The 14,243-nt window shown below is 58.6% G+C and carries 13 protein-coding genes, 4 tRNA genes and 1 pseudogene; 13 read left to right on the forward strand and 5 right to left on the reverse strand.

The genetic code is table 11. The annotated features are described in order from the left end of the window. Positions 1–44: 44 nt before the first annotated feature. The 4 genes from AB4O01_RS28985 to AB4O01_RS29000 all read left to right on the forward strand — a co-directional run bounded on the left by AB4O01_RS28985 (position 45) and on the right by AB4O01_RS29000 (position 4,826). Entirely contained in the window at positions 45–1,232 is a 1,188-nt protein-coding gene (locus AB4O01_RS28985) for an MFS transporter (protein ID WP_427118689.1), read from the forward strand. A 51-nt stretch (positions 1,233–1,283) separates the two neighbouring features. Continuing rightward, positions 1,284–1,595 (forward strand): cupin domain-containing protein, encoded by a 312-nt coding sequence (locus AB4O01_RS28990; protein WP_095051094.1) that lies wholly within the window; start codon positions 1,284–1,286, stop codon positions 1,593–1,595. Between the two features lie 105 nt (positions 1,596–1,700). Continuing rightward, a complete protein-coding gene (locus tag AB4O01_RS28995) occupies positions 1,701–2,852 on the forward strand; it encodes a TDT family transporter (protein ID WP_460092327.1) in 1,152 nt (383 codons plus the stop codon). 99 nt (positions 2,853–2,951) lie between these two features. Further along, positions 2,952–4,826 (forward strand): MFS transporter, encoded by a 1,875-nt coding sequence (locus tag AB4O01_RS29000; RefSeq protein ID WP_460090231.1) that lies wholly within the window; start codon positions 2,952–2,954, stop codon positions 4,824–4,826. Between the two features lie 112 nt (positions 4,827–4,938). Here AB4O01_RS29000 and sugE read toward each other — a convergent pair whose 3' ends face one another. From sugE to rdgC, 3 genes are all read right to left on the reverse strand, one after another. After that, the gene (gene sugE / locus AB4O01_RS29005; RefSeq protein WP_003223093.1) at positions 4,939–5,253 is read right to left on the reverse strand and encodes a quaternary ammonium compound efflux SMR transporter SugE; all 315 of its coding nucleotides are present in this window, start codon (positions 5,251–5,253) and stop codon (positions 4,939–4,941) included. 119 nt (positions 5,254–5,372) lie between these two features. Beyond that, positions 5,373–6,338 carry a bile acid:sodium symporter family protein gene (locus AB4O01_RS29010; protein WP_460090232.1) on the reverse strand — a complete coding sequence of 322 codons (966 nt, stop codon included), beginning with the start codon at positions 6,336–6,338 and terminating at the stop codon, positions 5,373–5,375. Between the two features lie 148 nt (positions 6,339–6,486). Further along, the gene (gene rdgC, locus AB4O01_RS29015) at positions 6,487–7,407 is read right to left on the reverse strand and encodes a recombination-associated protein RdgC (RefSeq protein WP_064390914.1); all 921 of its coding nucleotides are present in this window, start codon (positions 7,405–7,407) and stop codon (positions 6,487–6,489) included. Positions 7,408–7,566: 159 nt separating this feature from the next. Between rdgC and AB4O01_RS29020 the strand changes: the two genes are divergently transcribed. The 4 genes from AB4O01_RS29020 (at position 7,567) to AB4O01_RS29035 (ending at position 8,101) form a co-directional block, all read left to right on the forward strand. Beyond that, positions 7,567–7,642, forward strand: a tRNA-Val gene (locus AB4O01_RS29020). Between the two features lie 19 nt (positions 7,643–7,661). Continuing rightward, positions 7,662–7,738: transfer RNA gene (locus AB4O01_RS29025), tRNA-Asp, on the forward strand. A 191-nt stretch (positions 7,739–7,929) separates the two neighbouring features. Beyond that, positions 7,930–8,005: transfer RNA gene (locus AB4O01_RS29030), tRNA-Val, on the forward strand. Positions 8,006–8,024: 19 nt separating this feature from the next. Next, positions 8,025–8,101, forward strand: a tRNA-Asp gene (locus AB4O01_RS29035). A 114-nt stretch (positions 8,102–8,215) separates the two neighbouring features. On the opposite strand, the gene AB4O01_RS29040 is transcribed toward AB4O01_RS29035, so the two are convergent. Next, the gene (locus AB4O01_RS29040) at positions 8,216–9,382 is read right to left on the reverse strand and encodes a catalase family protein (protein WP_460090233.1); all 1,167 of its coding nucleotides are present in this window, start codon (positions 9,380–9,382) and stop codon (positions 8,216–8,218) included. Further along, positions 9,379–11,195, reverse strand: a pseudogene (locus tag AB4O01_RS29045) (di-heme-cytochrome C peroxidase). The gene AB4O01_RS29040 and the pseudogene AB4O01_RS29045 overlap by 4 nt, the downstream one beginning before the upstream one ends. Positions 11,196–11,456: 261 nt before the next feature. Here AB4O01_RS29045 and AB4O01_RS29050 point away from each other — a divergent pair. The 5 genes from AB4O01_RS29050 to AB4O01_RS29070 all read left to right on the forward strand — a co-directional run bounded on the left by AB4O01_RS29050 (position 11,457) and on the right by AB4O01_RS29070 (position 14,153). Continuing rightward, on the forward strand, positions 11,457–12,173 hold the full coding sequence (locus AB4O01_RS29050; protein WP_007919751.1) for an FKBP-type peptidyl-prolyl cis-trans isomerase: 717 nt from the start codon (positions 11,457–11,459) through the stop codon (positions 12,171–12,173). A gap of 294 nt (positions 12,174–12,467) precedes the next feature. After that, the gene (locus AB4O01_RS29055; RefSeq protein ID WP_007919749.1) at positions 12,468–12,923 is read left to right on the forward strand and encodes a YkvA family protein; all 456 of its coding nucleotides are present in this window, start codon (positions 12,468–12,470) and stop codon (positions 12,921–12,923) included. Positions 12,924–13,035: 112 nt separating this feature from the next. Continuing rightward, a complete protein-coding gene (locus AB4O01_RS29060; RefSeq protein WP_093440125.1) occupies positions 13,036–13,377 on the forward strand; it encodes a helix-turn-helix domain-containing protein in 342 nt (113 codons plus the stop codon). Further along, positions 13,374–13,745, forward strand: a complete 372-nt coding sequence (locus AB4O01_RS29065; RefSeq protein WP_003223109.1) for a hypothetical protein — start codon at positions 13,374–13,376, stop codon at positions 13,743–13,745. The genes AB4O01_RS29060 and AB4O01_RS29065 overlap by 4 nt, the downstream gene beginning before the upstream one ends. Next, on the forward strand, positions 13,746–14,153 hold the full coding sequence (locus AB4O01_RS29070; RefSeq protein WP_093440130.1) for an SEL1-like repeat protein: 408 nt from the start codon (positions 13,746–13,748) through the stop codon (positions 14,151–14,153). Positions 14,154–14,243: the final 90 nt, after the last annotated feature.

Genomic DNA, 14,243 nt, shown 5'->3' on the forward strand with positions numbered 1-14,243 from the left:
CACACTCCGCAAAAGCAAAAAATTAGCTTTTGCGGAGTGTGCCCATGACCAGCCTTGCTTCCAATCGATCCAGCCTGTGGTTTCTGGCGATTACTTTACTGAGTTTTCTCGCCGCCTCCACGGCGCCAACGCCGCTGTATCACCTGTATCAGGATCAGCTGCACTTCTCGGCAACCATGTTGACGCTGATCTTCGGCGTCTATGCGCTCAGTCTGTTGGCGGCTCTATTAACAGTCGGTTCGCTATCCGACCACTTGGGACGCAAACCGGTGATCTTCGCCGCCGTGCTGCTTAACGCGTTGGCGATGTTGCTGTTTATCTACGCCGACAGCGTGGCGTGGCTGATCAGCGCGCGTGTTCTGCAAGGATTTGCCACCGGCATGGCCACCGCTGTTTTAAGCGCGACCCTGCTCGACACGGATCGTCAGCAGGGGCCATTGATCAACAGTGTCGCGCCGTTGCTCGGCATGGCCTTGGGCGGCATGGGTTGCGGTTTGCTGGCGGAGTTTGCGCCGGCGCCGTTGCAACTGACCTATTGGCTGCTGCTCGCACTGTTTGTATTGCAAGGCATTTATGTCTGGCGCTTATCGGAAAGCGTCACTCCGCAAGCCGGGGCGTGGGCCTCGTTGCGGCCGACACTGCACGTGCCGACTCAAGCGCGAGCCACTTTGTGGCGAGTGTTGCCGCTGAACACGGCAACCTGGGCGCTCGGCGGCTTTTATGCATCGCTGGCACCGTCATTGGTGCGCACCGCCACTGGCTCGGACTCGAATCTGATCGGCGGCGCCACCGTTGCGGCCCTGACCGTGACTGGTGCGCTGATGATTTTCACGATGCGCAATCGTCCTGCCGTCCGGGCCTTGCAGTTGGGCGCGAGCCTGCTGCCGATCGGTCTGGTATTGATTCTGCTGGGCGTGCACAGCGCCAGCCTGTCGCTGTTTTTCCTCGGCACGCTGGTGGCCGGTTGCGGCTTTGGCTCGGGATTCCTCGGCGCCGTGCGCAGCCTGGTGCCGCTGGCCTTGCCCCATGAGCGGGCAGGATTGATGGCGGCCTATTACGTGCTCAGTTATCTGGCGTTCTGTCTGCCGGCGTTGCTCGCCGGGCACTTGTCGCGTAGCTACGGTTTGCTGGCAACCACCGATGGTTACGGGGTGGTGTTGATCGTGTTGGCCATTGGCGCGCTGCTGCTCAGCCTGCGCCCAGCCGCAGCCAAAGTGTGCCGCGCTCCATAACCCCCTCGATTTCGGTTAGCCTTGCCCAGCCTTCTTCTCACGGATCGACTCATGAAGATTATTCGCAGCAAGACCTTCACCGCCGAGCGCGCCTGGGGCGCGCTGGACATTGCCAACATGAACGGCATCACCACGCGCCTGCACTGGACGGATCAGCCGTACAAATGGCACATCAACGACGGCGAGGAAGTGTTTGTGGTGCTGGATGGTCAAGTGCTGATGCATTACCGCGATCTGGGCGAAGAAAAACAGGTGCAGCTTGAGGTCGGTGACATCTTCTATGCGAGTGTCGGCACCGAGCATGTCGCCCATCCGCAAGGTGCAGCGCGGATTCTGGTGATCGAGAGCGAAGGCAGCGTCTGACTGCTTATTGGTAAAACAGATAACAGTTAGAGAAATTACCCGTTATATAGATATTCGATTCGGTTCTACCATGGACTCAACCTCACCAGAGGAGAGGACTCCATGATGACTTGCCCCAACAGCGCCAAACCCGGCATCAAACCGTTCAGCCAGCTTCAGCATCCGCGTGAAGTGATCCGCCAGTTCACCCCCAACTGGTTCGCAGCGACCATGGGCACTGGTGTGCTGGCGTTGGCGTTGGCGCAACTGCCATTGGCCATTCCAGGCCTGCACGCCATTGCTGAAGGTTTGTGGTTGTTCAACATTCTGTTATTCAGCCTGTTTACCGTTGCCTACGCCGCACGCTGGATGCTGTTCTTTGATGAAGCGCGGCGGATTTTCGGCCACTCCACTGTATCGATGTTCTTCGGCACGATTCCCATGGGCCTGGCGACGATCATCAACGGCTTTCTGGTGTTTGGCCTGCCGCGCTGGGGTGACGGCGTGATTCACCTCGCCGAAGTGCTGTGGTGGATCGATGTGGCCATGTCGCTGGCTTGCGGCGTGTTGATCCCTTACATGATGTTTACCCGTCAGGAACACAGCATTGATCAGATGACCGCCGTCTGGTTGCTGCCGGTCGTGGCGGCAGAGGTGGCGGCGGCCAGCGGTGGTTTGCTCGCGCCGCATCTCACCGATGCCCATTCACAACTGGTGGTACTGACGACAAGCTACGTGCTCTGGGCCTTTTCCCTACCGGTAGCGTTCAGCATTCTGACCATCCTGCTGCTGCGTATGGCCCTGCACAAACTGCCCCACGAAAACATGGCAGCCTCGAGCTGGCTGGCCCTCGGCCCGATCGGCACCGGTGCGCTGGGCATGTTGCTGTTGGGCGGTGATGCGCCGGCGATATTCGCGGCGAACGGTCTGCCCGGTATCGGTGAAATCGCCTCGGGTGTGGGGCTTATTGCCGGGATAACCCTGTGGGGCTTCGGGCTGTGGTGGATGCTGATGGCGCTGCTGATCACCGTGCGCTACTTGCGTGACGGCATCCCGTTCAACCTCGGCTGGTGGGGCTTCACCTTCCCGTTGGGCGTGTATTCGCTGGCAACCCTGAAACTGGCGAGCACCCTGAACCTGACGTTTTTCAGTGTCGTCGGCACGCTGTTGGTGATGTTGCTGGCGCTGATGTGGCTGATCGTCGGCAAACGTACCGTGCAAGGCGCCTGGCGGGGCGAGCTGTTTGTCTCGCCGTGCATCGCAGGTTTGAAGAAATAACCAGAAAAGTTTAGGTAAGGTGTGGCCTGGATCGCTGTTCGAGAATCCAATAAGCAGTACCCAGGCCTCTCTACCTTAAACATCAGGGAAACACGGAAGATGAGTCACCCCTCACAGTTCAACCTGCTGCGCACCCGGCGCTTCCTGCCATTCTTCATCACGCAGTCGCTCGGCGCGTTCAACGACAACGTGTTCAAACAGTCGCTGATCCTCGCCATTCTCTATCGGCTGACCATCGAGGGTGACCGTTCGATCTGGGTCAACCTGTGTGCGTTGCTGTTTATCCTGCCGTTTTTCCTGTTCTCGGCACTGGCCGGGCAGTTCGGGGAAAAATTCGCCAAGGACGCGCTGATCCGTCTGATCAAGCTCGCGGAAATCGCGATCATGGCCGTAGGATCGGTCGGTTTTCTCTTCGATCACTTGTCGCTGATGCTGGTGGCGCTGTTCGCCATGGGTACCCATTCGGCGCTGTTCGGGCCGGTGAAGTATTCCATCCTGCCGCAGGCCTTGCGCGAGGATGAGCTGGTGGGCGGCAACGGCCTGGTGGAAATGGGCACGTTTCTGGCGATTCTCGCCGGGACGATTGGTGCCGGGGTCATCATGTCTTCTTCGCACTATGCACCGTTGGTGTCCTGCGCCATCGTCGGGATCGCCGTGCTGGGTTATCTGGCCAGTCGCAGCATTCCGCGCGCGGCGGCATCCTCCCCGGAGATGCGCCTGAACTGGAACATCTTCAGTCAATCCTGGGCCACGCTGAAACTCGGTCTGGGCCAGACGCCAGCAGTGTCGCGCTCGATTGTCGGCAATTCGTGGTTCTGGTTTGTCGGGGCGATTTACCTGACGCAGATTCCCGCCTACGCCAAGGAATGGATGCACGGCGATGAGACCGTGGTCACCCTGATTCTTACCGTGTTCTCGGTCGGGATTGCGCTGGGTTCGATGCTTTGCGAGAAGCTGTCCGGGCGCAAGGTGGAGATCGGTCTGGTGCCGTTCGGTTCGTTCGGTCTGACCGTATTCGGTTTGCTGCTGTGGTGGCATTCCGGCGGGATTCCCGACAGCGTCAGCGGCCACAGCTGGATTGAAGTGCTGGGCTTCGTGCACACCTGGGCGGTGTTGGTCGACATCCTCGGTCTCGGCATTTTCGGTGGTTTCTACATCGTGCCGCTGTATGCCTTGATCCAGTCGCGCACCGCCGAGAACGAGCGGGCAAGGGTGATTGCCGCCAACAACATTCTCAACGCACTGTTTATGGTGGTCTCGGCCATCGTCTCGATTGTGCTGCTGAGCGTGGTCAAACTGTCGATCCCGCAGTTGTTCCTGGTGGTGTCGCTGCTGAATATTGGCGTCAATGCCTACATCTTCAAAATCGTCCCCGAGTTCAGCATGCGCTTCATGATCTGGCTGCTCAGCCATTCCATGTACCGCGTCGAACACCGCAACCTTGAGGCGATTCCGGATGAAGGCGCGGCACTGCTGGTGTGCAACCACGTGTCGTTTGTCGATGCCTTGCTGATTGGTGGCGCAGTGCGTCGGCCGATTCGCTTTGTCATGTACTACAAGATCTACAACCTGCCGGTGCTGAACTTTATCTTCCGCACGGCGGGGGCGATTCCGATTGCCGGACGGAATGAAGACATCCAGATTTACGAAAAGGCCTTCACGCGAATTGCTCACTATTTGAAGGACGGTGAGCTGGTGTGCATTTTCCCGGAAGGCAAGCTGACGGCGGATGGCGAGATGAATGAGTTCCGGGGCGGTTTGACGCGGATTCTTGAAGAGACGCCGGTGCCGGTGATTCCGCTGGCATTGCAGGGGTTGTGGGGGAGTTTCTTCAGCCGCGATCCGAACAAAGGGTTTTTTCACCGATTGTGGTCGCGGGTAACGTTGGTGGCAGGAGCGCCGGTGGGCGTTGATGCTGCTGAGCCGGCGACGTTGCAGGGGTTGGTCGGGGAGTTGCGCGGGGCAGTCAGATAGCCGGCGATTTTAAGGGCCTCTTCGCGAGCAGGCTCGCACACATTCGATCGCGTTCCGTCAGAGGAATACGATCAACTGTGGGAGCGAGCCTGCTCGCGAAAGCGGTAGTGGCTTAAGCGCTGACCTTAAGCCCAATCAACCCGGTAATGATCAACGCCACACTGGCCAGCCGAATCAACGCCATCGACTCGCCAAACAGGATGATTCCGGCAATCACCGTGCCCACCGCACCGACGCCGGTCCAGATCGCATAGGCGGTGCCCAACGGCAATTCCTTCATCGCAAGACCGAGCAGGCCAAGGCTGATGGCCATGGCCGCAACGGTCAGAACGGTGGGGAGCGGGCGGGTGAAACCGTCGGTGTATTTCAGGCCGACGGCCCAGCCGACTTCAAACAGGCCGGCGAAAAACAGAATGATCCAGGACATGAAAGACCTCCATCGATAGACGGGGTCGTCCCCAGATTAATAACTCGATCGAGCCGCAGGGTCGTCCCCGCGTTGCGCAGTAGTGTGACGAGCATTAACCCGGGGATCAAGTTTGCGCCTCAGTCGGCCGCCTGTTGCGCCAGTGCCTCGCGGTCTTGTTTTTCACTCATGCGCCGGAAGTACGTCGACAGCAACGCGCCGGAGATATTGTGCCAGACGCTGAACAGCGCGCTCGGCACCGCCGCCAATGGCGAAAAATGCGCACTGGCCAGCGCGGCGCCCAACCCGGAATTCTGCATGCCGACTTCCAGCGCCAGCGATTTGCGCTGGGCCAACGGCAACTTGAACAGGCGCCCGGTGAAATAACCCAGCAGATAACCGAAGCTGTTGTGCAGCATCACCACGGCCATGATCAACAGGCCGGATTCGGCGATTTTCGCCTGACTGGCGGCTACCACGGCGGTGACAATGATAACGATGCTGACCACCGATACCAGCGGCAACACGTCCACGGTATGACGAACCTTGTCACCGAGCATGCGTTGGGCAACCACGCCGAGAATGATCGGCAGCAGCACCACTTGCAGGATCGACCAGAACAGCTCCATGAACGACACCGGCAACCACGCCGAAGCCAGCAGCCAGATCAGTGCCGGGGTCAGCAGCGGGGCGAGGAGGGTGGTCACGGCAGCAATGGCCACCGACAATGCCAGATCACCTCGGGCCAGCCAGGTCATCACGTTGGACGAGGTGCCGCTCGGGCAGCAACCGACCAGAATCACTCCGACAGCGATTTCCGGCGGCAGGTGAAATATCTGGCAGAGCAACCACGCCACACCGGGCATGATCACGAAATGTGCAACCACGCCCAGCGCTACGCGCCATGGATGGCGGGCGACAGCAGCGAAGTCGTCGAGTTTGAGGGTCAGGCCCATGCCGAACATCACCAGCCCGAGCAGCGGCACGATCGCGCTTTTCAGGCCGAGGAACCACGCCGGTTGCAGGAACGCAATCACCGCGAAAAGCAGAACCCAGTAAGCGAAGGTATTGCCGACAAAGCGGCTGAGTGCAGCCAGTGCGCGCATGGCCTGTTCCTTATTATTAAATGAACACCACAAAACAAATGTAGGAGTGAGCCTGCTCGCGATAGCGGTCTTTCAATCAACACTTTAGTTGAATGTCAGTCCCTCATCGCGAGCAGGCTCACTCCTACAGTTTTGACATCACAAGGCTTTAGATGCCTTGAGGAGTCTCTTCCCCACCCAACGCTTCAACCAGCGCTGGCAGGAAATCACCGAAGGTCAGCATCATCAGCGTGAAGCTGGCATCCAGCTGACCCAGTGCCTCGTCGCCACCGTCCTGCTCCGCCTGATCCTGCAACAGATCTTCGAACTTCAGACGTTTGACCGTCATCTTGTCGTCGAGCATGAACGACAGTTTGTCCTGCCAGGCCAACGACAATTGAGTGACGACTTTGCCAGTGCTCAGGTGCAGCTGGATTTCTTCGCTGGTCAGATCCTGACGCTTGCAACGCACGATACCGCCATCTTCGTGGGTGTCGCGCAGTTCGCACTCGTCCAGTACATAGAAGTCATCAGCGGCTTTTTGCGTGGTGACCCAGTCAGTCATGACCGCAGTCGGTGCCATTTTCACGGTCAACGGACGGACGGGCAGGGTGCCGATCACTTCACGCAGGGTCGACAGCAGGTCTTCGGCACGTTTCGGGCTGGCCGAGTTGACCAGGATCAGGCCCTGTTTCGGCGCGATAGCGGCAAAGGTCGACGAGCGACGGATGAAGGCGCGCGGCAGGAACGCCTGGATGATTTCATCCTTGATCTGATCGCGTTCCTTCTTATAGACCTTGCGCATCTGTTCGGCTTCGATCTCTTCGACCTTTTCCTTGACCGCGTCGCGCACGACGCTGCCCGGCAGAATGCGTTCCTCTTTACGCGCGGAAATCAGCAGGAAGTCACCGCTGACGTGCACCAGTGGAGCATCTTCGCCTTTTCCGAACGGCGCGACGAAACCGTAGGTGGTCAACTCCTGGCTTGCACATGGACGCGCCAGTTTGGTGGCCAGTGCAGTTTCCAGCGCCTCGGCATCGACAGGCAGGTCTTGGGTCAGGCGATAGATAAGCAGGTTTTTGAACCACATGGGGTGAGTCTCTCCTTTATACAAAGGGGGGCATTATTGTCTTCGCCGTCCCATAGGCCAACCCTTCTCTAAGCCTTTGGAAGGCCTGAGAAAATTATTTAAAAAAGTGCTTGCCAGAGGTTGGGTCGCTCCGTAGAATGCGCGCCACACCGAGGCGAAGGGTGATTAGCTCAGCTGGGAGAGCGTCTGCCTTACAAGCAGAATGTCGGCGGTTCGATCCCGTCATCACCCACCATTCGTTTCAAGTGTTTAGCGCAGCGGTAGTTCAGTCGGTTAGAATACCGGCCTGTCACGCCGGGGGTCGCGGGTTCGAGTCCCGTCCGCTGCGCCATATTCGGTAACCTGGACCACTGAACGCCAGGTCACCACGGAAAAACCCGCCAAGGCGGGTTTTTTTCTGCTCCAAGGTTGTACCCGCGGGATGTGTCGTTTTACTGGTTTTCGGATTTATTTGAAAAAAACTTCAATTAAATCAACACTTTACGAAAACTTGTGGCATAATGCGTCCCGTAACGAAGCGAAGGGTGATTAGCTCAGCTGGGAGAGCGTCTGCCTTACAAGCAGAATGTCGGCGGTTCGATCCCGTCATCACCCACCATTCGTTTCAAGCGTTTCGCGCAGCGGTAGTTCAGTCGGTTAGAATACCGGCCTGTCACGCCGGGGGTCGCGGGTTCGAGTCCCGTCCGCTGCGCCATATTCGGAATCTGGAACACTGAACGCCAGATTCCACAGAAAGCCCGCCTAGTGCGGGCTTTTTGCTGTCCGGGATTTATTGATCCCATGTCCTCAAAGGTGCTTTGACACCGTTCTACTGCGCGGCATTCTGGCTGTGCCGATAGTCGCTCACCGCCTCATACACCGCTTTACGCAAGCGGTTGATCCCGCCAATCGGCCGATGCGCCTCAATCCCGAACCACGGATTGAACGAAAGATTGTCACACGCCAGATTCAGCGCCGGTGTATCGAAGTCCTGCGGTGGCAGAGTGATCCGCGCCACGGTTTCAAACGGCGATTCCTGCTCGCGCCATTCGATGCTGGTGTCTTCGATCGGCATGTACTTGTTGGCATCCTGACGCTGGATCTGCAGGACGAAACACGCCGGTATCCGGTCCGTCGACAGTTGCTGGTTTAAGGCGCTGCGCAGGAAATTCGGCAAATCATGATTCTGTTTTGGCAGTGTGTAGTCCGGGCAGTTGTCCGGGGCCGGCGCCACCCGAAACTTTGCATTGGCTTCACCAAATTTGTACGGCGATACCGAAAAATAAGTGGTCGCGGTCGGACTGTCCGGTGGCGGTGACAGGGTTGCCAGTGCAATAAACAAATGGCGGACCTGCCATGTACGCGGGTCCCATCCCGGAAAAAATGCCATGACCTTTTTGCCGTCAGCCTGCGCCGATACGTTCTGACGATACTCGGCGACGTCACTGACAAAAAAGTTCGGGTGGCTGAACATCACAAAATCCTGCTCGCGCTGCTCCTGGCGGTCACGCAGCAAGGATTTTCCCGGCACATCGAGCAGTTTGATCGCCATCCCCCGGGCGTCGCGCAGACTGTCGAACTGTGGATAGGCATTGCCATTGGACAGGCGAATCATCGCTTGCCAGGTTTTTCCGGGCTCACTGAACACGCCCTGTCGCAGCGGTTGCGCCAGTTCCGGCAGCACTTGCACCTGCGCCTTCACGCAGCCATGGGCCTTGGCATGGGCGTCGCGCAGATAACGGGTGCTTTCTCGGTGTTGATCGACGATGCGTACGGCGGTCTGGATCACGTCCTGGGTCATCGCCGCTTCGCCGCTGGGAATCTGCTCCTGCGCCGACACCGGGCCACGGTGTTGCCAGGCAAACCAGACCGTAGCGATGGCCCAGCCGAACAGGCCGATGACGAGCGCTATCAACAGAACCTTGCCCAGTACACGACCCAGCCACAACCAGATTCTGGCCAGCAGCGACTGTTCTTTCTTGAAGGTTGAGATCATGGCAGTTGCGCCTCCAGTGGGCCGCCGAGGACTTTCAGGTACTCAAGAAGTGCCCAGCGTTCTTCGGGCTGCAATAGCCGGCCAATAACGCCGTTGCCACGTTCGCCGGCACGGAATTCATGGCCGCTGTTGTGGTTGCCGGTGATGCGCGTGTCGAACAGGAAGCCATTGGTAAACGCTTCGGTGCGATACCCCAAATGTCGCGGATCGTATTCGAAGGTGCCTTTGAAAAAGGTCGTGACGCGTTCATCCTGCGGCGACAACAACTGATAAATACTCGGCACCGAGCCGTTGTGCAGAAACGGCGCGGTGGCCCAGACACCCGCCAGCGGGCGCGCCTTGTAGGCGAGTTTTTCGCGCACGCCGATGGGCAGGCCGAAGCCGTCCAGGCGTGGTTTTTCCTGCGGCGTGACGTTGGCTTCGCGATAGGCGCGGTCTTCGACGAAGGCGGTGACGTAAGCCAAGCCCTTGGCCACCGACATTTGGCTCAGGTCCAGTGGCGCCTTGGGTGTCGGATGCAGTTTGACGTCCATTTTTTCCAGCTCTTTCAGATCCCACTGCAGAGCGGTCAGGTCGAAACGGTGGCTGGCGATATTGTTGGCGGCGGTCGGGTCGGTGCCGATGACAGCGACCGGCAGCATGTGCAAAAGCTGCACCCAGCGCTCACCTTCCTGGGTCTGGCGCGGGACATGGCAACCGGCGCAATTCTCGGTAAACAGCGTGCGCCCCTTGGCTGCCAGGGGGTGTCGATGGCGCCAAACAGATCCTCTGGCCAAGTGGGGGGCTTGAGCTTTTGCAGGGTTTCTTCGATCTTGTGCAGATCACGCACGCGCACGCTGGAGGCATAGCGTGCTTCGCCTTGCAGTGGCTGGCCGTTGTCATCGAAAAAATTCAGGGTGGCGCCGACGCCCAACGCTTCACCGATATTGCGCGCCATCGGCTGCTGCGCCGAGCCGTTCCACTGCACCCAGTCGAATGACCACATATCCCAGAGCTGTGGATAATCCACCGGGGCATTGGCCACGCGGTAGTTGGCGGGGGAAATCGCATCGCCAAACGTCGCGTTGGCAATGCGTCCGAAGGCATCGGCGCGGCCGGGGCCTTCTTCGGTCGGGTAGAGGCCGCGATGGGTATCGTTCCAGGCGACTTTGAGGAATGTATTCAGTGAGGTTTTGAAGTCTTTGCGCAATTGCTCGTGACGCGCGTCGTATTCGTCGCCCAGCACGGTTCTGGCGAAACGTTCGAATTTCCATGGGTTGTAGTAAGTCGCGGTCAGACTTGCCACCAATGCCTGTCCGAAACTGCCGCCGCGCAAAGTAGGCACACTGGACGGCAGCACATGTTGCGCGGTACCCCCGTCAATTCGCACGGCCTGACCTTTGAAACGCAATTCGCCGGTGTGGCAAGCGGCGCAAGTGATGTCCAGATATTGTTCGGTGCTGCCGGGGTTCTGATGTCGGGCAAAACCGACGGGGAGGTTGCCGGGGTTGGTCGTCGTGGCTTTCTGCTGCGGGTCGATCAGAAAACCGAAACGCGCCAGGTAATCAGGCGAGGCGAAACGTTGCGCCGAGAAGGGCAGTTCCAGCGCCTGGAACCACTCATAGCGCAGGCCTTTGACCTGCGTACCCTGGGGCGTGAAATAGTAGGTTTGCCGGTCTTCGTCACTCCACTGATTGAGGTAATGCACCTGCTCGGCGGGGGTGTAGAAGGGCAGTTTCGGATTGGCGACGTAATACAGGACCACGGCGAGAACCAGTCCCAGCAGCACGACGATCAGGGTCAGCACACGGAATAAGAGGCGCAAGATAAACATCCTTGTCGATTTGTTCCGCTGTTATGCCTGAGCCTGGCCCTGTGCGGCAAGTGGCCATTACGCCAGATGATGCAAGAAGAAACGACGCCGATTGCCGGGACGAGATGACAGAAGCTTCATCGTCGCTTCGCGCCAATGCGTTTTAATCCCTGAACTTATCGGAAGATTCCTGCTCTCATGCCGGTAGCCATTGGTCGTGGCGGCCTGATAAGCTCGCGGCTTTACTCGATTGCCCTTTCGGCGCATGAACAAGGAAATAGCATGAAACAGCATCGGTTGGCGGCGGCGGTTGCCCTGGTTAGCCTGGTCCTCGCGGGTTGTGATTCGCAGACCAGCGTAGAGCTGAAAACCCCGGCGCAAAAAGCTTCCTACGGTATCGGCCTGAACATGGGCAAGAGCCTGGCTCAGGAAGGCATGGATGATCTGGACTCCAAAGCGGTAGCCCAGGGCATCGAAGATGCCGTCGGCAAGAAAGAACAGAAGCTGAAAGATGAAGAACTGGTCGAAGCCTTCGCCGCGCTGCAGAAGCGTGCTGAAGAGCGTATGGCCAAGATGAGCGAAGAGTCGGCAGCCGCCGGCAAGAAATTCCTCGAAGAAAATGGCAAGAAAGCTGGTGTGACAACCACCGCTTCCGGCCTGCAGTATGAAGTCGTCAAGAAAGCTGATGGCCCACAGCCTAAGCCGACTGACGTAGTGACCGTTCACTACACCGGCAAGCTGACCAACGGCACCGTATTCGACAGCTCCGTCGAGCGCGGCAGCCCGATCGATCTGCCGGTGAGCGGCGTGATCCCGGGTTGGGTTGAAGGTCTGCAACTGATGCACGTTGGCGAGAAGTACAAACTGTACATCCCTAGCGATCTGGCTTACGGCGCACAGTCGCCAAGCCCGGCAATCCCGGCCAACTCGGTTCTGGTCTTCGACCTGGAACTGCTGGCCATCAAGGATCCAGCCAAAGAAGCCGCTGCTGCCAAGTAATCGGTAATGGGTCTGACAACAACGCCTCGCTTATGCGGGGCGTTGTTGCATCTGGACCCTGGCAAGGGTAAACAGAGCGAACCGATGGCGGTCGGGAGAGTCATAGCCAATGAGACTGCCATCGCTAGCCGCCCTGAGCAGCCAAGTCAATGAAATATTGGGGTTTTTTATGTGAGTAAAAAACGCCCGATCTGAGCGCAGCCCTTATGAAACGGGGCTTTCAGCGCTGAAATGCAGCTCTGTTCACAAGGTTATCCACAATTTGTGTGGATAACATTTCAACGGGAGGAATAGATGAAAGCTCCGTGGAATTTCGCTCGATTCCTGCCCTTGGCCGGCCGTCTGCTGGCGCGTGGCCGTTTACCGACCTTACTGTTTGCGGTTGCCAGCAAAGGCGCCGCGCAAGGCAATCGTCTCGGTAAACTCAAGGACGATTTACGCTTGCTTCAGGCATTGTGCCTGGCCTACTGGCGCGGCGAGTACCGCGCTATCAGTGGCAAAGCCCTGGTGTCGGTGGTGGCGGGTTTGATGTACTTCCTCAGCCCGGTGGACGCGATTCCGGATTTCATTCCCGTGTTTGGCATGCTCGACGACATCGCCGTCCTCGCCTGGCTGATGAAAACCCTCGACGATGAACTCAATGCGTTTCGCCTGTGGCGCAACCGTCAGCAACCGGAAAAACTGGCAGTCGTCGAACGCCTGCCGGATACCCCCGAGCAACTGCAACTGCAGGGGCCGAAAAAAACCTGATTCTCAGCACCCACCTACAGATAGATACCCCCCGCGACCTTAGCCGCTGTTAGGATTACACTTCTAGGGAAAAGTGCCGACTCGCTAAGTGTTGTTGTCCTACGGGGTAGTCATGGATATTCAGATAATTGCACGCGATGGCGAACCCGAATACGCGGTTCTGCCGTGGGCTCAGTATCAGGCTCTACTAAAAGCAGCAGGCATCAACGAAACACCGTCGCGTCCGGCAGCCACGCCGCTCGCGGCCTCACCAGACGCGATTCTTCCAGGTCTGGATCAACTACGCAGTTTGCGCGAAGGGAAGGGCATCGCCATTGAGGCGCTGGCCCGCACGGTAGGCATCAGCCCGTCTTATCTGGCCATGATCGAAAGTGGCGAGCGTCAGCCCGACGCCGCGATTCGCCGCAGCCTGGCCTGGGAATTGACGGTGCCAGGGTGGAGGGATGAATCGTGAGCGTACGCATCAGCCGTCAACATTGGGACGGATTGCTCGGGGAACTTGATCAGGCGCGTCGCCAGCGCCATCTGCTGACTTATCGGGCCTTGCTCGAGCGGTTGCAATTGCCGACGCCGGCCATGCAAACCCTGACGGCCGCGCTTGAACATCTGGCCGCGCTGGATGCCAAGGCCGAACAACCGTTGCGCAGTTCGCTGGTGATCAGCCAGGGCGCGAGTCGCCTGCCGCGCACGGGTTTCTTTGAATGCGTTGAACGTCTGGGGCGTTTTTCCGGGCCATCCGACGGCGTTGCCGCGGCTTCCTGGCATGCCTCGGAAGTGGTCAGGGTCTTCGAGTACGAGTACCCGGAATCGGCAGAGGCCTGAGTGTTTTTACGACTCAAGGCGCGGGCCAGTTACTGGCTGGCGCGCAGGCTGTTTCACTGGTCGTGGTTTGTCCGCCAACCGCGAGGCTGGCGCTGGCTTGAAGGGCAGTTTGCGCGCATGGCCAACCTTGGCGATGTTGGTGCACAAAGCTTCTACGGGCACATCCTGACCTTTCGTGGTGTCGGCCTGGGTGCACGTGAAGAAGGAGTGCGCCTGTTGCGGCTGGCCGCGCTCGCGGGTGATGGCAAAGCGGCTTATCAGGTCGGCGTGATCAGTTTGGCCGGAACGCCGAGCAAACCGCCGGATCCTGCCGAAGCCGCACGCTGGTGGGGCATGGCGGCCAAAGCCGGGCACCCGTTGGCGGAGCTCAAATTGAAAGAGCTGAGTACTCGCGACTCAACACTGTAAATCCATTTATGTCTGCCCGAACAAACGCGGCGTGAGGTTTTCCTCACGCCGCGTTTGCGTTTTTGCGCGGTTGTTTATCTGTGAGTTGTT

This window comes from Pseudomonas sp. S2_E02 (genome assembly GCF_054668355.1).